This window comes from Pseudomonas sp. NPDC089758, from assembly GCF_044748705.1.
Classification (GTDB): domain Bacteria; phylum Pseudomonadota; class Gammaproteobacteria; order Pseudomonadales; family Pseudomonadaceae; genus Aquipseudomonas; species Aquipseudomonas putida_X.
Genome location: NZ_JBIVGN010000013.1, coordinates 102,154 through 124,317, shown reverse-complemented (window position 1 = coordinate 124,317; position 22,164 = coordinate 102,154). Strand labels below are relative to the sequence as shown.

Annotated in this window: 14 protein-coding genes; 8 read left to right on the top strand and 6 right to left on the bottom strand. The window is 63.1% G+C overall.

All coding sequences use genetic code 11. From position 1 onward, the window contains the following. Positions 1 to 229 precede the first annotated feature (229 nt). The 3 genes from eppA to ACIPZH_RS18285 form a co-directional block, all read right to left on the bottom strand. The gene (eppA, locus tag ACIPZH_RS18295; RefSeq protein ID WP_241803681.1) at positions 230 to 406 is read right to left on the bottom strand and encodes an EPS-associated small membrane protein EppA; all 177 of its coding nucleotides are present in this window, start codon (positions 404 to 406) and stop codon (positions 230 to 232) included. Positions 407 to 744: 338 nt separating this feature from the next. Further along, a complete protein-coding gene (locus tag ACIPZH_RS18290) occupies positions 745 to 1,863 on the bottom strand; it encodes a glycosyltransferase family 61 protein (protein ID WP_400637202.1) in 1,119 nt (372 codons plus the stop codon). A gap of 74 nt (positions 1,864 to 1,937) precedes the next feature. Next, positions 1,938 to 3,086, bottom strand: coding sequence for a GNAT family N-acetyltransferase (locus tag ACIPZH_RS18285; RefSeq protein ID WP_241803685.1), 1,149 nt, complete (start codon positions 3,084 to 3,086; stop codon positions 1,938 to 1,940). Positions 3,087 to 3,399: 313 nt separating this feature from the next. On the opposite strand from ACIPZH_RS18285, the gene ACIPZH_RS18280 reads away from it, so the two are divergent. After that, positions 3,400 to 7,188, top strand: a complete 3,789-nt coding sequence (locus ACIPZH_RS18280) for a dermonecrotic toxin domain-containing protein (RefSeq protein ID WP_400637201.1) — start codon at positions 3,400 to 3,402, stop codon at positions 7,186 to 7,188. A 6-nt stretch (positions 7,189 to 7,194) separates the two neighbouring features. Here ACIPZH_RS18280 and ACIPZH_RS18275 read toward each other — a convergent pair whose 3' ends face one another. Beyond that, the gene (locus ACIPZH_RS18275; RefSeq protein WP_400637199.1) at positions 7,195 to 8,796 is read right to left on the bottom strand and encodes a putative bifunctional diguanylate cyclase/phosphodiesterase; all 1,602 of its coding nucleotides are present in this window, start codon (positions 8,794 to 8,796) and stop codon (positions 7,195 to 7,197) included. A 138-nt stretch (positions 8,797 to 8,934) separates the two neighbouring features. On the opposite strand from ACIPZH_RS18275, the gene ACIPZH_RS18270 reads away from it, so the two are divergent. The 3 genes from ACIPZH_RS18270 to ACIPZH_RS18260 all read left to right on the top strand — a co-directional run bounded on the left by ACIPZH_RS18270 (position 8,935) and on the right by ACIPZH_RS18260 (position 12,394). Continuing rightward, a complete protein-coding gene (locus ACIPZH_RS18270; protein ID WP_241803690.1) occupies positions 8,935 to 10,554 on the top strand; it encodes an NADP-dependent glyceraldehyde-3-phosphate dehydrogenase in 1,620 nt (539 codons plus the stop codon). 121 nt (positions 10,555 to 10,675) lie between these two features. Continuing rightward, on the top strand, positions 10,676 to 11,143 hold the full coding sequence (locus tag ACIPZH_RS18265) for a VOC family protein (protein WP_349975659.1): 468 nt from the start codon (positions 10,676 to 10,678) through the stop codon (positions 11,141 to 11,143). 63 nt (positions 11,144 to 11,206) lie between these two features. Continuing rightward, positions 11,207 to 12,394 carry a hypothetical protein gene (locus ACIPZH_RS18260; protein ID WP_267816419.1) on the top strand — a complete coding sequence of 396 codons (1,188 nt, stop codon included), beginning with the start codon at positions 11,207 to 11,209 and terminating at the stop codon, positions 12,392 to 12,394. Between the two features lie 96 nt (positions 12,395 to 12,490). On the opposite strand, the gene ilvA is transcribed toward ACIPZH_RS18260, so the two are convergent. Together ilvA and ACIPZH_RS18250 are read right to left on the bottom strand one after the other, a co-directional pair. Further along, on the bottom strand, positions 12,491 to 14,053 hold the full coding sequence (gene ilvA, locus ACIPZH_RS18255) for a threonine ammonia-lyase, biosynthetic (RefSeq protein WP_400637197.1): 1,563 nt from the start codon (positions 14,051 to 14,053) through the stop codon (positions 12,491 to 12,493). Positions 14,054 to 14,237: 184 nt separating this feature from the next. After that, a complete protein-coding gene (locus ACIPZH_RS18250) occupies positions 14,238 to 14,669 on the bottom strand; it encodes a PACE efflux transporter (protein WP_400637195.1) in 432 nt (143 codons plus the stop codon). 310 nt (positions 14,670 to 14,979) lie between these two features. Between ACIPZH_RS18250 and wecB the strand changes: the two genes are divergently transcribed. Genes wecB through ACIPZH_RS18230 form a run of 4 tightly spaced genes read left to right on the top strand, consistent with a single transcriptional unit; the run spans position 14,980 to position 22,143 of the window. After that, the gene (gene wecB, locus ACIPZH_RS18245) at positions 14,980 to 16,134 is read left to right on the top strand and encodes a non-hydrolyzing UDP-N-acetylglucosamine 2-epimerase (RefSeq protein WP_400637193.1); all 1,155 of its coding nucleotides are present in this window, start codon (positions 14,980 to 14,982) and stop codon (positions 16,132 to 16,134) included. Continuing rightward, a complete protein-coding gene (nrfB, locus tag ACIPZH_RS18240) occupies positions 16,131 to 18,305 on the top strand; it encodes a cyclic di-3',5'-guanylate-activated glycosyltransferase NrfB (protein WP_400626481.1) in 2,175 nt (724 codons plus the stop codon). The genes wecB and nrfB overlap by 4 nt, the downstream gene beginning before the upstream one ends. Beyond that, positions 18,302 to 21,304 (top strand): phage receptor, encoded by a 3,003-nt coding sequence (locus ACIPZH_RS18235; RefSeq protein WP_400637191.1) that lies wholly within the window; start codon positions 18,302 to 18,304, stop codon positions 21,302 to 21,304. Before nrfB ends, ACIPZH_RS18235 begins: the two co-directional genes overlap by 4 nt. Beyond that, on the top strand, positions 21,304 to 22,143 hold the full coding sequence (locus ACIPZH_RS18230) for a DUF4434 family protein (protein WP_400637190.1): 840 nt from the start codon (positions 21,304 to 21,306) through the stop codon (positions 22,141 to 22,143). The genes ACIPZH_RS18235 and ACIPZH_RS18230 overlap by 1 nt, the downstream gene beginning before the upstream one ends. The last annotated feature ends 21 nt before the right edge of the window (positions 22,144 to 22,164 follow it).

The window sequence follows — 22,164 nt, the reverse complement described above, 5'->3', positions numbered from 1 at the left end:
CGCAGCCGTTATCGCGCTGCGACGGCCTCAAGCATCCAGGAGGCCCTGTTACCGCAATGCCGCTTCGCCTGCCACTGCCAATTTGCGCCTGGGGCGTCAGCTACTGGAATATAGCAACAGCTGTAAAATTGACAAGCGACTGATCCCGTATTTGACCTAAACATCCGTTATCTAGCGTCAATTCACTGGCACCACGGATAAGTACTTCGTATTTGTAATAACAACGTCCTCAAATTTTCTTTCTGTTGGCAACTGCGACAAACCCGATTACTGCAAAGGCGAACACCCAGCCTGCCGTCGACAGGGGAACAATGTTTGTCTGGCTCATATAAGAGTCAGCCGCCCGTGCCGCCCCACTCAATAACACCAACAAAAAGATGGATTTGATGAACAGTGTTGAGCGCATGGTCCCCTCCTACGAAGAGGAAAATTTATTATGGTTTTTTGGCGGAGGAATGAATCGCTGTTGATTTGAGCTTATGGGCACGATGCCATTACGTCAACGTTCCGACACCATAATAAATCTCAATCGACCACCCCCTGATTAGTCAAATTTTCGACATGCAGAAGATGCAGGCTCTTTTCAGGGTGGCTAACCTGTAGCAACGCATTGATATGGCGGAAAAAAAGGTTTTTCATCTGGGCTCCCAATGGCTCGCCTGCGGATAGACACACCCAGGCGCGGCTTGAACGATGTGTTTCAAAGACGAGAAACAGTGCGAATCATTGCGCTTCGCGTCACGCTTATGACGGGAAAAGATCGAGGGTACGTTCGACCTCATCGATAGCGATCGTGAAGCCATCGCCCTGCGGCATACCGACCACAAAGCCGAAATGCTGATGGTCACGGTCCGTCAGGTACTTGTAGTAGCTGACGAAGCGGTTGGGCGGCTGCAGCGTCAGCAGCGAGCCACCTGAGCGCAGTACGTTGACGCCGTGAACCAGCTGGCTGCCTTCCACGCCGATCACCGTCCTGGCCCCCGCGCACGCCGCAACGATGGTCGGCACATCGCATTTGAGTGGGTCGATGACTCGAAAGCCACGGTGCCTGCGCAGGTGTTCGGCGACCTCGAGTTCATTGCGCATGAACCGCAATTCCCCTTCACAGCCGCGCAGAATGAACACGCCGGGGTGCGTCACAGGGTCCACATGCGACAGCAACTTGTCGCCCATGGCGCGGTAGCGCCGATGCCGGCTGCTGTTGTTGCTCACGTCATCGAACAGCACCAGTTCCTTGAAAAAGGCGCTACGCAAGCGCAAGGGCTGCATGTCCAGCCACGCCTCGTAACCGGGGGCTTGAGTGAACAGTGGAAACCTGGCCGACGGTGCCGTGGTAACAGGGATGCCCTCGTTGCGCGCCAGTGCGTAGGTCGGGCAATTTTCCATCAACCAGGTGCCGAACCACGTGTTGCCGTTTTGCGTGCAATACACGGCACCGCGCTCGATTTCGTAGTCCACCGTTACCCGCGGAAAGGTGCTGGGCTTCAACGACAGCCAGTGGGTGGCATCGTCTTTGTACAAAGCCCCGTCAATCAGCCATACATCCTTCAGCAGGTAGCCCCGCGTCGGGCCTTGCTGCGTACGAATACCGCCTTGCATGGTGCTGGCGGGGTGAACATGAGGGAAAAACCGCTTGGCCTCCCAGCCGGTCACACGCTCCAACTGGTTGGGCAGGAAAAACGCCGGTGGGGAGACGGTGGTCTCACCGGGTGCAATGTCCCAGGTTTTAACCGCGCGCGTTTTTATGTCGATATCGGCTTTACGGGCAAGCCGCTTTCTCGCCATGTGTTTGTAGGCCGCCAGTGTCCAGGCAGTTTCGCTGGTGATCAGCGTCGAACTGAACTTAGAAATATCGCTACCCATGGAAAGCCCCTGTTATAAGAGCGCCAAAAAAGATCGAAAGTAACGTCCTTATCCAGGCCGGCCTTGACGCTAAGTTAGTTGGACAACACCCTTTCCATCGTGGGCGGTGATTTCAAGTTCGCATAGCGTTGACGCAAGTTCTCGAAGAACAATTCCCCCGAACTTTTAGCCCCATACAGGTATATCTTGTGCAAGCCGCCAAACACCATTTCGTGGTAGCGGCTGGCGAGCGCTTCATCACTGGACCCTTCCGGCAAACCGAGGTGCAGCGTCAACTTGTCGCCTTCGACCGCAAACAGCGGCGTGTCCCAAAGAAAACGCGCCACGCCCGTCTTGGGTAACCGGATGAACATGTAAGCGTGGTTGCCCAGTGAGTCGATATCCCCCCCGCGCCGGCGTTTCCACTTCAATAACCCATCGTCCGGGCGCGCCAGACAAAGGCCGATGTCGTAGTAGTCGAAGCCATTGGCCAAGGCCCACTCCAATGCCATGTAGGTGGTGATGGAGTTGACCTCACGCAGTTTCTTGGCATCGGAAAACACGGCTTCGCAGTAACCGAAACGTAATGTGCTCCAGTAGCGCTTGCCCGCCCGGGTTATCTCACAGCCAAGGTGGCAGGCAACCACCTCGCCGTTCAACGTGATCAAGTCCAGGCGGCCAACACCCTTGGCCAGGCGGAACACTTCCTCGGTGGGAAACTGCGCCGCATGGATGCCTTGCCGTGCGCTGGCATACGGCCGCAGCAGATCACGGTCGGCCATGGCGATTTCGTCATCAGCCAGCGTTTGCCTCATCTCATAGAGCGGTCGGTTCTTGCGGATACTGCGGCGCAATTCACTGTCATAGCGCGCGGTGATATCGTCCAGCGAGCGCCCCAGCGGTACAACGGCACTCAGGTAGTGGGGAACGGACAGCGCACCGAGGGTGGGTAACTCACTGACGACTACGCGGCTGGGCAAGCTGCCTGCCGAGCCCTCAGGTTGTGGTGCCTGCTGCTGCGCCTTGCCGCCTATCAACAGCTTGGCCATCTCACGCTGTTGCTTTCGGCCGATGTACAGAATCTCGTAGGGGCTTTCCTGCTGCAGCCTGAACCGGGCGACCTCCCAATGCCAGAAGCACGCCCGCCCCAGCATGTCGCGTAACACGTTTGATACGGTTCTGATCTCGTAACGCAGCGAAGGCGAGATGAGTTTTCGAGCTACGGCCATCATGTGCGCTTTCATTTCTTCTTCGACGTCCTTTGAATTCAAACGGCCTTATCGGAAGAGAAGCGGGTTATTGCTCAAGACAGTGACGTAAGCGACTGATATTCCGACAACATTGCCCCTTGCCGGCCTAACATTCAGTAACAATTTAAGATGCAAGCCCGCGCATTAGCAAGCGGCGTTTTGCAATCACCTGCCTTCATTTCATGACGTCAATTTTCTTTCTTGCACGGTTCTAGTCATTAATTACTGCAATGGGTAGTTAACTACCTCACCGCTGCGCTGCAAACGGTGCCTGCTACCGGCTCTTTCCCTCATGCAGGTACCGACGATGACTGATCTCGCCCCTCACAACCCTCATCAGCAACTGATTCAGGCACAGCTACCGGCATGGGCCAGAACCCTGCACCCTGAACACTGGCAGCGCTTGCGCGAGAGCATGCTGCCCGCACAAGGCCTGGATGAACAATTGCCATGGTTCGCCAATGCTGCACCTGATCTGCGCGAAGCAGTGCTTGCCAGCCAGCGCCGGCTGGACAACTCGCACTACCAGCTGGCGCGCGCCACGGCTGGGCTGCAGAACGTTGCCGAATTTGCCGAAGACTTGCTCGGACAACGACTCAAAACCGAGCACCAACTCTCGGTGCCGCTGCGCAGTACCCAGCTCATCCATATTCAACGCATCTTCACGTTCGGCACCTACGTCACTGGCCACACAGCCACCAGCCTGCTCGAAGCCGCCCTGCACAACTTTGAACAGCAGCCTACGTTCAGCCAGGACAGTGCCTTGGTACTGGCCGGTGATGCACAGTTCGAAGCAACCACGGTCGTCGGCCAGACCACCCTGGGCGACAGCGATACGTTGGTGGATATCGACCTGCCGTCCGAGTCATATCGCATCAAGCCGCTGCCGCTTTCCCCCAGCAGCTTCGCCAGCACTTGCCGGGACCTGGACATTGGGCAGCGGTATCAGGAACACCTGCAGACGATCTTCGAAACACCCTCGAGCCCAGTACGCGCAGCTTTCATGAACACCCTGCGCGATCGCCTGCGGCTTGCCGCCGACATGGCCTTGCTGCGCCACACCATCACCGGCACCGGCCGTGACGTCATCGAGGCGCTCCTGGGCGATACACCTCTGCCCTGCTGGCAGCCATCGCTGTTCGGCATCGCGCTGCACGAAGTCCTGATCATCGACGCTGGCAAGGCGGGGTTGCTGTTGTACCTGCCGGGTGATGAGCAGCGCCTGCTGCAGTTCCCTGGCCTTGCAGGGGTGCATGCGCATCTGGCCACCCACTTGCTGCAAGCGGGGTACCGACGCGCGTTCCAGCGCTACGTGTCATCGGTGCAGTGCTACCGCTTCTTCGACCTGCTGCAGCAGAACCTCGACGCCACAGGTACCAGTGCCTTGGATCAACAGTGGTCGATGCGCGAGGGCGCCGACCTGCACCTGACCCTTGCCCCCATCGAGGCGCCCCTGCTGAGGTTTCTCTACGACGACCATGTGGCACGCCTCAAGGCCGAGGCCGCAGCCCTGGCAGTGCCTAGCGCAGCGCTCGACCGGCAGGCGCACCAGCGGCGCATGGCCCAGTGGCAAAGCATCGGCCTGAACGCCCTGATGATTGCAGGTTTCTTCATACCCGGGGTCGGCACCCTGATGACAGGGGTAGTCGCCTGCCAATTGCTTGGGGAGGTGTTCGAGGGTTACCAGGCGTGGAGCATCGGCGACCGCCACCTGGCCTTGCAGCACATCGAGGCGGTCGGTTTGAACCTGGCTGTGATCGGCGGGTTGCATGCAGCAGGCAAGGTGCTGCCGAAGCTGTTCAACAGCGCGCTGATGGAAAGCCTCGAACCGGTGAAGCTGCAGGACGGCAGCAAGCGACTCTGGCGAGCGGACCTGACAGGCTACGCGCGTACCGAGCCGTTACCTGCAGAACCTGAAGCCGACCCGCAAGGGCTGCAAGCCTATCAGGGCAGGCAGTTCATCCGCATGGAGGGGCAACAGTATGAAGTAGCCCAGCGTGGTGCCGACCCGCGCTGGAGGGTAGTCCACCCGACTGACCCCAAGGCCTACCAACCGTTGCTGGAACACAACGGCGAGGGCGCCTGGCGGGGGGAGCACGAGGTGCCCCAGGGCTGGTCCGACAGCCAGTGCATACGGCGCCTGGGCTTGCCCGTGGATACCCTGGACGATGTGCAATTGCAGCAGGCCATGGTCATCAGTGGCGTGGACCGGGCACAGTTGCTGGCAGTCCACCTGGCCGGTGAGGCCACGCCTGCACTGCTCGCCGATAGTTTGGAGCGCCTTACGCTGGCCGAGCAGATGCCCGAGCTGGGCGGCGCGGCACTGACGCGCATTTACCAGCGTACGGCAAGCGCCGCCGAACAGCGGCTGTGCCAGGCCTATGCGCCGTTGACACCACCGCTGGCCAGGCGCCTGCTGGCGCGCCTCTCGCCAGAGGCATTGGCCGATTGGCACTCGCAGGGTACGCTCCCGGCCTGGCTGCAGCAGCAAGCCCAGCAGATCACCCGCGATCTACCCCTGGCCCGGGCCTTGGAGGGCCTGTACCAGCCACGCCTGGCCGACAGCGACAGCGAACGCTTGCTACTGGCCTGCATTGAACGGCATTCCGGCTGGCCAGACCCCGTGCGCCTGGAAATCCGCCAAACCCATCCCGATGGCCGCCTACTGGCGGCCATCGGCGCGCAACAGGCCAGCGAGCGTTGCGTGTTGCTCAGGTCTGACCTGGGGTACGAAGTGTTCAAGGGCGAGCGCCCGGTGGCCGGGCCCGTGTATCGCGACGCCTACCAAGCGCTGTACAGCGCAGCGCCAGCGAAACTGAAAGCGACCTGGGGCAGCGCACAAGCCTTGGCTGAGCATACGCAACACCTGGCCGCTGCCGAGCGGGAGAAATGGCCACTGCGCCTCTGGGGGCCCCAGGCCAAGCGCCCTGCCCTGCGTCACCGGTTGCGCGGTGGCGCACCGCTCTCCCCACAGGTACCCAGTTCACCGTTCTTCGATCGGAGCGTGCCGGCGCGCTTGCGCAGGCTTTACCCCAGCATCACCCAGGAGCAGGTCGAGCGCTTGCAGGCAGACTGGCGTAACACGATGCGCTCTGCGGAAACGGAACTGCAAATTCGCGAAGACGCCTTGAGGCAGGTACGCATCGACCTTGATCGATGGGCGGCGGCCGTTCCCAGGCGCCGGCCCGCCGTGCGCAAGATTCTCAACGCCTGGCAGCAGAATTCGATCCGTGTGCTGTCCACCGGCCAACGCATCCACGCCCTCGACCTGAAAAACTTCGAGCTTGAAAACAGCGACTTGGCGTCCCTCACGCTGCCAACGGGTTTGAGCCACATCGCCGACCTTGACCTCAGCGGTAACAACGCCCTGAGCGAGTTGCCCGCACACTGGCTGCAAAGCCTGCCCCAACTGCAGCGCCTGACCTTGAGCCGTTGCCGCTTCGACGCGGTTCCCGAGCTTCGGGTACCCGGCAACCTGCAATGGCTTGACCTTGAACATAACCGCATCAGCTGGGACGCCCGCGCACAGGCAGCGCTGGAGCGACTGACCGGGTTGAGGGTGCTGGACCTGTCTCAGAACCCCTTGCTCCAGGCGCCGAACCTGCAGCACCTGCCGGGGCTTGGCTCGGTGTTCATGGTCAATTGCGGCCTGACCGAACTCCCCCAAGGCCTTGAGCGCCTGGAGTCGGCGTTGATCATCGACCTGTCCGAGAACCAGTTCCAGCGCCTGGCGCCGGGCTTCACCCTGCCCGTTGACACCGCCAATGCCCTGACCCTGGAAAGCCCGGCGCTTGGGCCGCACATTCGCGAGCAGATTGAAGAGTATTACCAGCTGCAGGGTGCGGACCTGCTGGTGTCGGATATCGACTACCAGCCACTGCTGGCCGACGCCAGTGCAAGGCGGCTGCAGCTGTGGACGCGGGTGCCATTGCACTACCGACGCGCGCTGCGCCAACTGATCGACGACGCGGCCGATTACGATGACACCCTGACGGGCCTGGAATCACTGTGGCGCCGCCTGGAGCGGATGGATACAGACCCCGCCTTCCGCGAGCTGGCGCTGGACTCGCCAGCCAGCCTGCTGTTGGATCTCTGAGGCGGGTCAGGCGCTGCCCTGGCGGCCCCGCTCGGTACGGGTCGCCAGCCAGCGCGCAAGGTCCGCCGCCGGCATTGGCCGGGCCAGCAGATAGCCCTGCCCCTGGTCGCATCCGGCGTTGCGCAAGAAGTCATACTGCTCCTGGGTTTCAATGCCCTCGGCAGTGATCCGGAAGCCCAGCGCGTGGCCCAGGTCGATGATGGCCCGGGCCACGGCCACTGCATCGTCATCGTCCGGCAAGTCCTTGATGAACGCACGATCGATCTTCAGGTGATCGATCGGCAGCGCTCGCAAATACGCCAAGGAAGAATAGCCCGTGCCGAAGTCGTCCACGGCCGTGGTCACGCCCATGGCCTGCAATTGGGCCAGTACCTCACAGGCTTGTTGCTGGCTTTCCATCAGCAGACTTTCGGTGATTTCCACTTCCAGCAGGCTCGGCGCCAGGCCGTGACACTCCAGCGCCTGGGCCAGGCTGGAGACATAGTCGCTGCGCTCGATCTGCAGCGCCGCCACGTTGATCGCCATGGGCCCGGGTAGGCGGTCCTCGTCACGCCAGGCGGCCAGCTGAGCGCAGGCAAGGGCCAACACCCGCTCACCTAGCGGGATGATCAAGCCCGTACGCTCGGCCAACGGAATGAATTCGGCAGGTGACACCAGGCCATGGACCGGGTCGCGCCAGCGCAGCAATGCCTCGACACCCTGCACGCAGCCACTGAACAGGTCGACCTTGGGTTGATACCACAGCTCGAACTCGTTCGCCTGCAAGGCACGGCGCAGGTTGCGCTCAAGCTCCAGGCGCTGCTGCAGGCGGGCTGTCATATCCGTGTGGTAAGGGCGCCAGGCGTTGCGCCCGCTTTCTTTGGCTGCATACATCGCCGTATCGGCGTGACGCAGCAGGCTGCCGACATCCTCGCCATGCTGCGGGCACCTGGCCAGCCCGATACTGCCGGTCACCAGGGCGGTGCTGCCGTTGAGGTCGAACGGCCGCTGCAGGCAACGCAGCAGATGGCCCACTTGATGGCTGACCTGGCCCTGGGTGCCGCGCAGCATGAAAACGAACTCGTCGCCGCCCAGGCGACATACCCGGTCAGCCGCGTCCAGCTCCTGCAAAAAGCGTGCGGTGGCTTGCTGCAGCAACAGGTCACCCATGGCATGACCGAGGCTGTCGTTCACCTGTTTGAAGCCATCGATGTCCAGCATCAGCACAGCCAGGCCATCGCCCTTGAGAATGGCATCGGCCAGCTGTTGCTGGAACAGCACGCGGTTGGGCAAGCCAGTGATGGTGTCGTAATGGGCCAGCCGCTCAAGCTGCGCCTGGGAGCTACGCAGTTCGCGGTTGCGTTGCTGCAGCTGGCGTTGCTTGCGGTTGATCAACGCCAGGAACAGGCTGGTCAAACCCGTACAGGCCAGGGCGAACCAGAGCAGCGGCGAGACCAGAGGGCTGGCCATCAGGCCGCCAGGCTGGCGTTGCACGTCCAGGTTGCCCAGCAGCACCGACAGGGCGATGCCGGCCAGGGCAAAGCCCACCGGCATCAGGCTGCCAAGGGAGCGGCGCGGCAGGCCGGTGGGCGGCGGCTCATCAGGTAGTGGGGTATTGGACGGAGTCATAGGCCTTGGTATGCGCTCGATTAATTCTGTATCGGCGCACTGCGGGCAATATTGAGCCAGACTGGTATTTTTCTTTCGGCGGGTGCATCCTCGAAGCTGAAGCGATTCACCTACCCAGACTTGTGAGGTGCAGCACACATGGACCATCTGCTCGATTCGCTGTTTCCTGCTGCCGGGGATGTCCCTACCCCCTGGCAGCTGGATGCCCCCCTGGAGCAACGCGATTACCTGGTCAATGGCGAACTGAGGCGCTGGGACGGCCCGCTGGCCACCGTGCGCAGCCCGGTATGGCTGAAGGAAGGCGGCGGCGAGCGCCAGGTGATCCTCGGCAGCGCCCCGCTGCTCGATGCCGATACGGCCCTGACGGCACTGGACGCCGCGGTACAGGCCTATGACAAAGGCCGCGGCGCGTGGCCGAACATGCGTGTGGCCGAACGCATCCAGCATGTGGAAACCTTCCTGGCGCGCATGCGCGAACAGCGCCAGGCCGTGGTCAAGCTGCTGATGTGGGAGATCGGCAAGAACCTCAAGGACTCCGAGAAGGAGTTCGATCGCACCTGCGACTATATCGTCGACACCATCAACGCCCTGAAAGACCTCGACCGCCGGTCCAGCCGCTTCGAACTCGAACAGGGCACGCTCGGCCAGATCCGCCGCGCGCCACTTGGCGTGGCCTTGTGCATGGGGCCTTACAACTACCCGCTCAATGAAACCTTCACCACGTTGATTCCCGCGCTGATCATGGGCAACACGGTGGTGTTCAAACCGGCCAAATTCGGCGTGCTGCTGATTCGCCCGCTCCTCGAAGCGTTCCGTGACAGCTTTCCGCCGGGGGTGATCAACGTCATTTATGGCCGCGGGCGCGAAACGGTCAGTGCCTTGATGGCCAGCGGCAAGGTCGACGTGTTCGCCTTCATCGGCACGCACAAGGCCGCCAGCGATCTGAAAAAGCTCCACCCGCGCCCGCACCGCCTGCGCGCCGCCCTGGGGCTCGATGCCAAGAACCCCGGCATCGTGCTGCCCCAGGTAGACCTGGACAATGCAGTCGAAGAAGCGGTCACCGGCGCGTTGTCGTTCAATGGCCAGCGTTGCACCGCACTGAAAATCCTGTTCGTCCATGAGGACGTGGTCGAACCGTTTCTGGACAAATTCCAGCGCAAGCTCGCTGCGCTCAAGCCAGGCATGCCCTGGGAGCCAGGGGTGGCCCTGACGCCGCTGCCGGAGCCGGGCAAGGTCGATTACCTCGACGCCCTGGTGGCAGATGCCACGGCCAAAGGCGCGCGGGTGGTCAACGAGGGGGGTGGGCACAGCCGCGGGTCGTTCTTCTACCCTGCCCTGCTCTACCCGGTAACCTGCGACATGCGGGTGTACCACGAAGAGCAATTCGGGCCCGTGGTACCGGTGGTGCCCTATCGCGACTTGCAGACGGTGATCGACTACGTGCTCGATTCCGACTTCGGCCAGCAGTTGAGCCTGTTCGGCAACGACCCGAAGACCATCGGCAGCCTGGTCGATATCTTTGCCAACCAGGTCGGCCGTATCAACCTCAATGCCCAGTGCCAGCGCGGCCCGGACACCTACCCCTTCAATGGTCGCAAGAACAGCGCCGAGGGTACCTTGTCGGTGCATGACGCCTTGCGCGTGTTCTCTATCCGTACCTTGGTCGCGACCCGCTTCCAGGAAGCCAACAAGGAACTGATCAGCGAAATCATCCGCAACCGGCAATCGACCTTCCTCACCACCGATTACATCTTCTGACCCGGCCATGCTTATAGACAAACGATCTAGCGAACCTGTCGATCTTCGAGCGGCCTGACCGACTCTATGCAAAAGGGGCGCAACCCGCCCCTTTCGCATTCATCTCAGAGGAGTGTCGAACATGGCAGCCAGCCCGATTCCACAAGGCCAACACAGCATTACCCCGTACCTGGGCATCAAGGATGCCGCCAAGGCCATAGACTTCTACAAGCAAGCCTTCGGCGCGGTCGAAATGTTCCGTCTAGAGGGCCCGGACGGCCGTGTAGGCCACGCCGAGCTGAAGATCGGCGATTCTTCGCTGATGCTCGCCGACCCATGCGACATGGCCGGAGGGCTGGCGCCCAGCCAGTCACTCAACGGTGTCGCCGTTGGCCTGCACCTGTACGTGGAGGACTGCGACAAGGTCTACGCCCAGGCCATCGCAGCAGGAGCAAGCCCCCTGCATGAGGTAAAGGACCAGTTCTACGGCGACCGCAGCGGCACGTTGAAAGACCCGTTCGGCAACATGTGGTTCGTCTCCACCCATAAAGAAGACCTCAGCCCCGACGAAATTCGCGCCCGCGCGGCAACACTGTTCGCCGGCAACTGAGTGATTGGTTGAAAGCGGCGCAACTTTGCCTGAAGCTTGTGGCTCGTAGCTTGGAGCTGCTTCATGCGAATCATCGACAAAACCGCCGCGCAGGTACGTAGCCTGACCCCGGCCGAAGAGGCACTGCTGCAGGCATTCGCCACCGGCACCCTCACAGGCCCCGGCCTGTTACAGGCTAACCAGTTGCTGATGAAGGTGCGCAGCGCCAACCAGTGGCTGGCATGCGATTGCCGCAAGGACGCCCTGCCGGTGCTCAATGTCACCCTCAATGGCAGCACCGGCACGCTGTTTCTCAAGAACAACCCCGGCACCGCCGAGCATGCACCCGGCTGCCCGTTCAGCAAAGACGAGCGTGAGGGCGCCGACCATGAGCAAGACCCTGCCCCGCCCGCCGCCTGGCTGGCGCCCGATACACCATTGCGCCTGCTCGGCGACTTCCGCAAGGCCAGCGACAGCACGGGCGGCGCCGGCGATGGCAATGAACGCCGCGATCAACAGCGCCTGCTCTCGCTGCTGCTGACCTGGATCGAAACCAGCGGCTTGAACCTCTACGCCACGCACCTGAAGAAAGACCTGACCAGCCAGTTCGCCGAACTGCGCAGCGTCGCCAGCCGTTACCCGCTGCTCGAACGCGTGCCCGCCAGCAACTACCTGGAAACCCGGCTGGACATGAAGCACATGATGATGCTCAAGGCCCGCCTGCGCGAAGCCACGGTGTTCGGCAGCCACCGCCGCCACGGTTTGCTGCTGGACTGCGTCGACCAGATCAAGGGTCGCAAGCTGTTCAACAACCGCAGCGAGGACGGTTTCGACTTCCAGGGGCACCATCTGTACTGGGGCGGCAGTCGGGCATCCGGGCCGCTGCTGGCGCTGACCCTGTACTCGCCCACCAGCGCAGGCAGTCACTTCTATGAACTGATCCACGTGGCCAGCGTGCCGGTGCTGTCGCGCGCTCACCTGTTCCCGGTTTACCGCGACGAGGAACGTGAGCCGCTCAAGGCCCTGGTGTCGTTGATTGACTGGATGGCCAGCAAGGGGGTGAAGGTGCAGATGCGCAGGCCGGTGATCGGTGGCCAGGTGATGGATGAACTGGTGCTGACCTCCGACCAGGACCGCGTGCTGTCGGTGTCGCTGCTGGAGCAGCCGGTGGGGCCGGAACCGGACGCCGAGAACTTCAAGCGCTACGCCGACTTCAAGAGCCTGGAGACATTCCGCAAGTTCGTGGCCGGGTTCTTCATGCGCGAGCGCTGAGCCGGCCGTTGTGGCGTGCCGGCCCATGGTCTGGGTGTTGCGGGGCTGTCGAGATCGCGCGCCCCGTGCGGGGCCTTCGATCTCAACAGCGCCCGATCATCCAAGAAACAGCTTGTAAGCCGGGTTGTCGGTTTCATCCCAATACCGATAGCCCATCTCATCCAGTGCCAGCGGCAGCCCTGCCTGCTCATCCTCTGGCACCTCCAGGGCGGCAAACACCCGCGCCTCGGCCGCGCCATGGTTGCGGTAATGGAACAGGCTGATGTTCCAGCGCTTGCCCAGCCGCTCCAGGAAGCCCAACAACGCGCCCGGCCGTTCCGGGAACTCGAAGCGCAGCACCCGCTCATCGGCCCCCGGCGCCGCATGGCCACCCACGGTATGGCGCACATGCAGCTTGGCCAACTCGTTGTCGGTCAGGTCGAGCACGCTGTAACCCTGCTCGGCCAGCTGTGCCAGCAGGTTCTCCCGCGGGTCGTGCAGCGGGTGCGTCTGCACGCCGACAAAAAGCCGCGCTTGCTTGCCGGGGTAGTAGCGATAGTTGAACTCGGTGATCTGGCGCTTGCCCAGTGCCTGGCAAAAGGCGCGGAAACTGCCGGGCTGCTCGGGGATGGTCACGGCGATGATCGCCTCGCGCTGCTCACCCAGCTCGGCGCGTTCGGCCACGTGGCGCAAGCGGTCGAAGTTGACGTTGGCACCGGAATCGATCGCTACCAGCGTCTGCCCCTGCGCGCCTTCGCGGGCCACGTACTTCTTGATGCCTGCAACAGCCAGAGCGCCAGACGGCTCGGTGATGGAACGGGTGTCGTCATAGATGTCCTTGATTGCCGCACACAGCTCATCGCTGCTGACGGTCACCACCTCATCGACAAAATGCCGGCACAGTTCGAAGCAGTGCGCGCCGACCTGGGCGACCGCCACACCATCAGCGAAGGTGCCGACCTGCGGCAGGATCACCCGCTCCCCGGCAGCCATGGCGGCCTGCAGGCAATTGGAGTCCTCAGGCTCCACGCCGATCACCTTGACCTCAGGGCGCAAGTACTTCACGTACGCGGCGATGCCTGCCACCAGGCCCCCGCCACCGACCGGTACGAAGATGGCATCCAGCGCACCGGGCTGCTGGCGAAGGATTTCCATGCCCACCGTGCCCTGCCCTGCGATCACGTCCGGGTCATCGTACGGGGGGACGAAGGTGGCGCCTTCGCTGTCGGCCAGGGTCAGTGCATGGGCCAGCGCATGGGGGAAGCTTTCACCGTGCAGCACCACATGCCCACCCCGTGAACGCACACCCTCGACCTTCAGCGATGGCGTGGTGGTCGGCATCACGATGGTCGCCTTGATGCCCAGATGCGAGGCCGCCAGCGCTACACCCTGGGCGTGGTTGCCTGCCGAAGCGGTGATCACACCGCGCTCGCGCTGCGCGGTGTTCAGACGCGCCAGCCGGGTGTAGGCACCACGGATCTTGAACGAGAACGTGGGCTGCAGGTCTTCGCGCTTTAGCAACACCTGGTTGCCCAGGCGTGCAGACAACGCCGGCGCCGCTTGCAGAGGGGTCTCGATGGCCAGGTCGTACACCGGCGCGGACAAAATGCGCCGCACCTGCTCCGACAGCAGCTGCTGAGGGCTAAGCGGGGTACGGGGGCTGACGTTGAGGCTGGTCATCGGGTGCAACTCCTTGGCTGTTTTCACGTTGCCCAGGAGTCGAAGAGTGGAAACCCGCCTCCAGGGCGGGTTCGGTGCACGTACGCGCTAGCCCGCCAAACTGATAATGGCGGTAATAATAATGGCGTTCACGTGCGGGAAAGTGTTCATGGGGTGGGAACTTATCCCGCTGTACGTCGGCGTGTCAACACTTGGCTTGCTGTGCCGAGAGCGGCACATCGAAGACCTTGTCGAACCCCCACTGGAACACGAAAGCATAAACGAAGAAGAACACGAACAACGCCATGTTGGTGAGCAACGCTGCCCATAGGCTGACATCCAGCCAGTACGCCACCAGCGGCAGCAGGATCACCACCAGCCCGCCTTCGAAGCCCAGTGCGTGCAGCACCCTGCGCAAGAACGTGCGCTCGCGTTTGGGCTGGCGTGCTTCCCAGCGCTCGAACACCCAGTTGAAGCCCATGTTCCAGCTCATGGCGATGCCCGACATCAGGATCGACAGCACGGTCGATTGCGCCATGCCGGCCCCGAATGCCAGCTGCAGCGCCGGCGCCACGCAGGCCACGGCAATGGCCTCGTAGAGAATGGCCTGGACGATCTTGCGTGCCTTGCCTTGCATGTTCAGATCCCTCTAGAAAAGGCCTCCCAAGTTACAAGAAGCCGCCAGCAAGAAAAAGTCAGAAATACTTTTTTGACTGACCATCCAGTCAAGAAAAACTAGCATGACCGTTTCCGCACCACCCCATCCCCCCCTGGAACTCGGCCGCCTGGCGGCGTGAATCGACCTCGCCTTGATGCGCTCAACGCAGGCCGTTGGCTGCGAACGCGCGTGCATTGGACAACCCGGCACCTGCCTGCTTGTATCTACCCATTGCAGGCGGCGCAAGGTCGTACACCTTCGTCCAGGGAATCGTACGAGGAACTACACGATGGCCAACACCGTCATGATGGTATTCGGTACTCGCCCAGAAGCGATCAAGATGGCCCCGCTGGCCAGGGCTCTGCGTGAGTGGCCCGACATCGATCTGCACATCTGCTCGACCGGCCAACACCGGGAGATGCTTGAACAAGTGCTGACCGCCTTTGGCCTGAGCGTCGATCAGGACCTGAAGGTGATGACCCAGAACCAGACCCTCAATGGCCTTGCCCGCGACCTGCTGGGCTCGATCGACAAGGCCTATGAACAGGTCAAGCCAGCGATCGTGCTGGTCCACGGCGATACCACCACCAGCTTCATCGCCGGCCTTGCCGCCTTCCACCGGCATATCCCCATCGGCCACGTCGAGGCCGGGCTGCGTACCGGCAACCTGCAGCAACCCTGGCCCGAGGAAGCCAACCGGCGCCTGACCGGGGTGATCGCCGACCTGCACTTCGCGCCCACCACCAAGGCCCGCGACAACCTGCTGCGCGAAGGCGTACCGCTGGAACATATCGAAGTCACCGGCAACACCGTCATCGACGCCTTGCTGTGGATGCGTGAATACCTGAAGGAAACCGCATGGCACCCCGCCGCTGACTCGCCCTTGCACAACCTGCAGGACGATCAGCGCATGGTGCTGATCACTGGCCATCGTCGGGAAAACTTCGGCGCCGGTTTCGAACGTATCTGCCTGGCACTGGCCGAACTGGCCCTGCGATACCCCGATGTGCAGTTCGTTTACCCCGTACACCTCAACCCGCAAGTGCAGAAAGCGGTCTACGGCCTGCTCTCGGGGCGTGACAACATCCACTTGATAGCGCCACAGGACTATCAGCACTTCGTATGGCTGATGAACCGCGCCCACATCATCCTCACCGACTCCGGTGGCATCCAGGAAGAAGCCCCGGCCCTGGGCAAGCCAGTGCTGGTGCTGCGCAAGGTCACCGAACGGCCATCAGTGCTCGAAGGCGGAACGGTGAAGCTGGTCGGCACGCAGACCGAGCGCATCGTCAAGGAAACCAGCCTATTGCTGGACGATGACCAGGCCTACGCGCGCATGGCGCGCGTATTCACCCCATTCGGTGACGGCCACGCCAGCGAAATCATCGCCGGGCGCCTGAGCCGCTGGTTCGAGGAAAGCCTGAGCAAACGGGATGACGCATGAGCCTGGCTTTCATCGATTTTCTCACCTACGTACTGTTTGGCCTCAAGATCCTGGCGATCATCCTCGCCGCACTGATGTTCCTGCTCGGGCTGGACGACCTGTTCATCGACCTGTGCTACTGGTGCCGCAAGCTGTTTCGCCATTTGCGTATCTATGACAAGTACGCCAGGGCCGACGAGAAGCGCCTGTTCGAGGTGCCGGAAAAGCCCCTGGCGATCATGGTCCCGGCCTGGAACGAAGTGGGCGTGGTGGGTGAAATGGCGCGCCTGGCGGCCTCGACCATCGACTACGAGAACTACCAGATCTTTGTCGGCACCTACCCCAACGACCCACAAACCCAGGCCGACGTCGATGCCGTGTGCCTGCACTACCCCAACGTCCACAAGGTGGTCTGCGCCCGCCCCGGCCCCACCAGCAAGGCTGACTGCCTGAACAACATCATCGATGCCATCCTGCGTTTCCAGAACGACGCGCGTATCGAGTTCGCAGGCTTCATCCTGCATGACGCCGAGGACGTGATCTCGCCCATGGAGCTGCGGCTGTTCAACTACCTTCTGCCCGCCAAGGACATGATCCAGATCCCGGTGTACCCGTACGCGCCGCAATGGCGCGGCTTCACCGCCGGGCATTACGTGGACGAGTTCGCCGAAAACCACGGCAAGGACGTGATCGTCCGCGAGGCACTTACCGGTCAGGTGCCCAGTGCCGGGGTGGGTACCTGCTTCAGCCGCCGTGCCATCAGCGCCCTGCTCGAGGACGGTGACGGCATCGCCTTCGACGTGCAGAGCCTGACCGAGGATTACGACATCGGCTTTCGCCTGAAGCAAAAAGGCATGAAGTGCATCTTTGCCCGCTACTCGGTCACCGACCCAGCACTGGCCCTCAAGCAGCAATGGCGCCCCGGCATGAGCCGCGAGTTCGCCCAGGTGATCTGCGTGCGCGAGCACTTCCCGCGCGATTGGCAGCATGCCATCCGGCAAAAATCCCGCTGGATCGTCGGCATCGTGTTTCAGGGCACCAGCAACCTGGGCTGGAGCCGAACAGGCGCGCTCAACTACTTCCTCTGGCGCGACCGCCGAGGCTTGTTCGCCTACCTGCTGAGCTTCTTGGTCAACCTGTTGCTGCTGGTGCTGCTGGCGATGTGGCTGGTGACGGTGATTGCTCCGCAATCCTGGCGCTTCATGTCGATCCTCAGCGACAGCCAACTGCTGACCACGCTGCTCTGGCTCAACGGCCTGCTGCTGATCAACCGCCTGTTCCAGCGTGGCTGGTTCGTCACCCGCTATTACGGCATCGGTGAGGGGCTGCTGTCGGCCCCACGGATGATGTGGAGCAACTTCGTCAACTTCTTCGCCAACCTGCGCGCCCTGCGGCAAGTGATGGAGATGGGCGATTCGCGCCGGGTGGCCTGGGACAAGACCACCCACGAATTCCCTGCCATCGCCTCACCGGCCCGTACTCCGCTGGGGCATCGCCTGGTCGCCAAGGGCTATATCAGCGAAGCACAGCTCGAACAGGCCATCACCAGCCCGGTACGGCGGCGTCTGGGCCGCGAACTGCTGCTGCGTGGCTGGTTGACCAGTGAACAGCTGGTGCAGACCCTCTCCGAACAACTCGACCTGCCCTGGGCCCCCCTGAACCCGTTCAAGCTCGATCGGCAACTGATCGCGCTACTGCCACGCCGCCTGGCGACGCACTATGGCGTACTGCCGGTAGCCGAAGAGGGCGACACCCTGGTGCTGGCCAGCGAAAGCCCGGTCAGCCAGGTCTCGCTGGGAGTCATCAGCCGCCAGCTCAAGCGCCCGGTCAACTACCGGCTGGCGCCACAGGGACGGGTAACGCTGGGCCTGCGCTATCACTACCCCAGCCCCTGGCAGCATGCTGAGACCCAGCAGATGCTGGAAGTGCTGGAAAAGCACCAGGACAACGCCGAACTGATCGAGCAGGTCAGCACTCACCAGGTCATGCTCGGTGCCTTGCTGCAGGTGCGCGGCATGGTGCCGGTGACGCTGTTCAACCAGGCGCTGATCGATTTCGACCCCGAGCAGCAAAGCCTCGGCGAGCACTTGATCGCACGCGGCATCATCACCGAGACCGTGCTGGAGCAGGCGCTCGCCGAACAGGCCAGCGAGCAGCAGGCTGCTTTCGACCTGATCAGGGAGGTGGCATGAAGCCGCGTTTGACCCTCACGTTCACCAGCCTGCTGCTGTGCTCCTGCGCCCTGCCTGCCTTGGCGGCGCCGATGACCGATTTTCAGCGCTTTACCAGCTATCCGTTCATGGAGCGCAGTTACCGCGAAGCCAAGAAGGACAACTGGGCCGAAGTCGAGCGCCTGACCCGCCATGTACTGGGCCGGGTGCCGAACAATGACGAGGCCCGCGCACTGCTGGTCGAGGCACTGGCTCACCAGCGCCGCTACAAGGACGCCCAAGCCCTGGCCGAGCAACTCGGTGGCAGCCCCGAATACGCCAATGCCCTGCTGGAACTGCGCCTGACCTGGATCGAACAGGACCCACCGCCCGCCAGCCAGGTGGAAAGCTGGCTAGCCACGGCCGACAGCATGCAGCGGGTACGCCTGTGGCAAGCCTACAGTCTGAGCCTGGCCAAGTTCGGAGGCGCCGGCCGGGCCCTGGACTGGCTCAACCAGCTGCCGCCCCGAGACGACGGCAAAGTGCTGCGCCTTGCGCGGGCCAACTTCGCCGAGCAACTGCGCAACTGGAAGCAGACCATCGAACAGCTGCAACCCTTGGCCGACCACGGCCAGTTGCCGGCAGAGGACTGGCAGCGGCTGGCCAATGCGTACGTTCAACAACTCGATGAAAAGGGCCTGGGCAAGCTCCTGCAAAGCGCTCCCTCGCCCGAGATCGCCGACCGCACCCGGCTGGCGATGGCCAACCGGGCCATCGCCGTGGGCCATAACGAACAGGCCCAGCGCTGGTTGCAAAGCCTGCCCGCCGAGCAATTGCAGGACCCGGCACTGCGCCAGCAGCTTTGGGAGTTGGCCCGTGAAGGCGACGATGCGGCCTTGGTCCGGCGCTTGAGCAACGAACTGCAGCGCCCGTGCCTGGACACCGTCGATTGGCTGTCACGCCACGACCCCGATGTCGCCCGCGCGCAGTTCAAGGGCTGCCAGATCAGCGCGGATCCCCGCGCCTATGCGGTGCTCAAGCAGCGCCTCTATGGCGACCCTGCGCCAGCGCCGCAACCGCGTACTGCAGCCGAATGGGAACAGCGTTACCGTCAAAGCGGTGACCTGGCGGCACTCGAACAGGCCACGTTCCTGCTGTTGCAGCAAGGCCATGGCGACCGTGCCCGAGGCCTGCTGGAGCAGGCCTACGACCGCCGGCAAGGCCGTCTGACGCCTTCGCTGCTGCAGCGCCTGGGCAATCTGTATGCACGCAACGACGGCCCGCTGGGCAACCGGCGCATGCTCAGCCTGGTGCCCAGGGTGGATGCCAGCACCCGCGCCCAGTTGCTCGGCCGCCTGGCCGAGGCCGGCCAGTGCGACACCGTGCGCCAGGCCATTGCGGCCACCCCCACCGAAGCTGGGCAGTACCGCGCCTTGGGTCGCTGCGCGATGCCTGAGCAACCCGGTGAAGCAGTGGTCTATTACCAGGCTGCCGAACGCTTGGGCGACAGGGGTAGTCGCCTACCGCTGGCCTACGCCCTGGAAGCTGCTGGCGACTCCGAAGCCGCCCTGCCCATCTGGCGCAGCCTGCCGGACAGCGCCTGGACTGACAACGCCCGCCTGACCGCCGCCGCCGGGGCCTTGAACGCCGGCGACATCCAGGCTGCCCGCCGTTACTGGGATGGTGCTGCACACGACAGCGCCGACAACTGGGCGCTCGGCGCCGCGATCGCCCAACGCCAGGGCGACCCACAGACGGCGTTGGGTTTCCAGCGCCAAGCGCTGGCGCACAACCCACGCGCTGAGCACTTCTACGCGGCTGCCAGCACCGCGCAGCTGGCAGGCGACCCCGCCCAAAGCACCGCCTGGCTTGCCGAAGCGGTGCGCCTGGCCCCCGACCAGCCACGCTACCGCGCGGACTACGGCATGCGCCTGGCCAGTTCGCCCGACAAAACCCTGCGGCGCCAGTCGATCCCGTACCTGGAGCAGGCTACCCGCGACTACCCTGAGGATTACCGCATTGGCGAAACCCTCGCCCTGCGTTATGACGAAGCCCAAGACAGCGCCTCGGCCCGCCGCGAATTGCGCCGGATCCTCGATGTGGAGCAGCATCTGGTCGACGCCGACGATGAGTTCGGCAGCCTCGAAGCGCGCAAATACCGCCAGCGTCGCGCCCACGAAACCTTGTCGCGCCGTGACAGTGTCTCCCTGGCCAGCACCTGGTCGCCCGCCGGCACCTCGACCAACGACAAATTCCTCGAAAACGGCGAGCGCAGCGGCACTTCCCGCCGGGCGCAATCGCAGAATGTGCAAATGGCCATGTGGGACCACGCCCTGGGCGAAGAACCCAGCCGCGACGGCAGCACCTTGTCGGTGTACGGCCGGGTGCTGTTCGGTGGCCAAAGCCGCACCGATTACGCGCAAAGCATGGGCACCGGGGTTGGCCTGCGCTACAAACCGCTCGGCCAGGCCAACCTCAACCTGTATGCCGAGCTGTACCACCAGCGGCAGATCGACACCGAGCACTACAGCGGCCTGAGCCTGGGCGAGCTGCTGAGCCCGAGCAAGGTCGGCGGCAACTGGGGCGACTTGCGCACCAATGCCGAGTCGAGCAATGACCTGCTATTGCGCGCGACGGCGTCGTTCCTCGACCAGGGCACCTGGCGCAACGACTGGCGGGTCGACGAAGACGACTGGAACGAACGTTTCCTCTACCTGGACGCTGCCTGGTGGACCCGTGCCGGCGACCATGCCTGGCTATCGCGCTACCAACAGGGCCATGCCTGGAAGCTGCCTGGTAGTTCGCCGCAAACCTTGATGCCATACGGATTCGTCGAATTTTCCAGCCAGGACCCGAGCAACGACTGGCGCCAGGATGCCCGCGCCGGTGTCGGCCTGCGCTGGCAGTGGTGGTTCGACGACGATCGCTACAACGCTTACCGCGGCACGCTGAAAGTGCGTGCCGAATATCAGCAGTCGCTGGGAGGCAACCTCTACCAGCGGGCTGACGGTGTGCTGGTTGGCGCGGAGATGACCTTCTGATGCGTACCTTCCTGGCAATCTGCATGCTCGCCCTGTGCCTGCCGGCGCTGGCAGACCAACGCCTGTTCTATCAGCCGCTGAACCGCGATGCCGAGATCAGCCCGGCCCAGTGGCAGCGACTGTGGCAGGCCACGGCGGCGCAGGGTGGCAAGACCCTGATCGTGCAATGGAGCGCCTATGGCGACAGTGATTTTGGCGGCGCCCAGGGCTGGCTGGCCAACAGCCTGCGCCAAGCCCGCGCCCAAGGCCTGGAGCTGGTGCTCGGGCTTTACATGGACCCGGATTATTACAAGCGCATCGAGCAGTCCGACAGCGAGGGGCTGAGCAGCTACTGGAAGGCTCAGTTGGGACGCTCCTTGAGTCACTATCAGCAGCTACGCCAGGACTGGAACCTCAATGTGGTGGGGTGGTACCTGCCGATGGAACTGGACGACCTGCACTTTCGTGACGCCCAGCGCCGTGAGGCGCTGTACAGCCAGCTGCAGGCATTCAACCGGCAGCTGGACAAACCGCTGCACCTCAGTGCCTTCAGTGCCGGCAGGCTGGCGCCGCGGGTCAACGCCGCATGGCTGGATCAACTGGCGCAGCTGGGCTTGACTGTGTGGTGGCAGGACGGCGCCGGCACCGGGCGGCTGCCGCCCCTGGTGCGCCAGGGGTACGAGCAGGCCTTGCCGTGCCGCGTGGGTGTGGTGCGTGAGGCGTTTCGCCAGGTGAGTGGCCCGGGGCAGGCTTTTCGGGCGCAGGCGGCTGAGCCTGTGCTGACCGGCGGATGCCATGCCGAAGCGGTATTCGCGCTGCGTTATCGGCCTTGGGCTCGCGGTGTTCTGTCATTAGAGTGAGTGGCCGTTTGAGCAGGAACT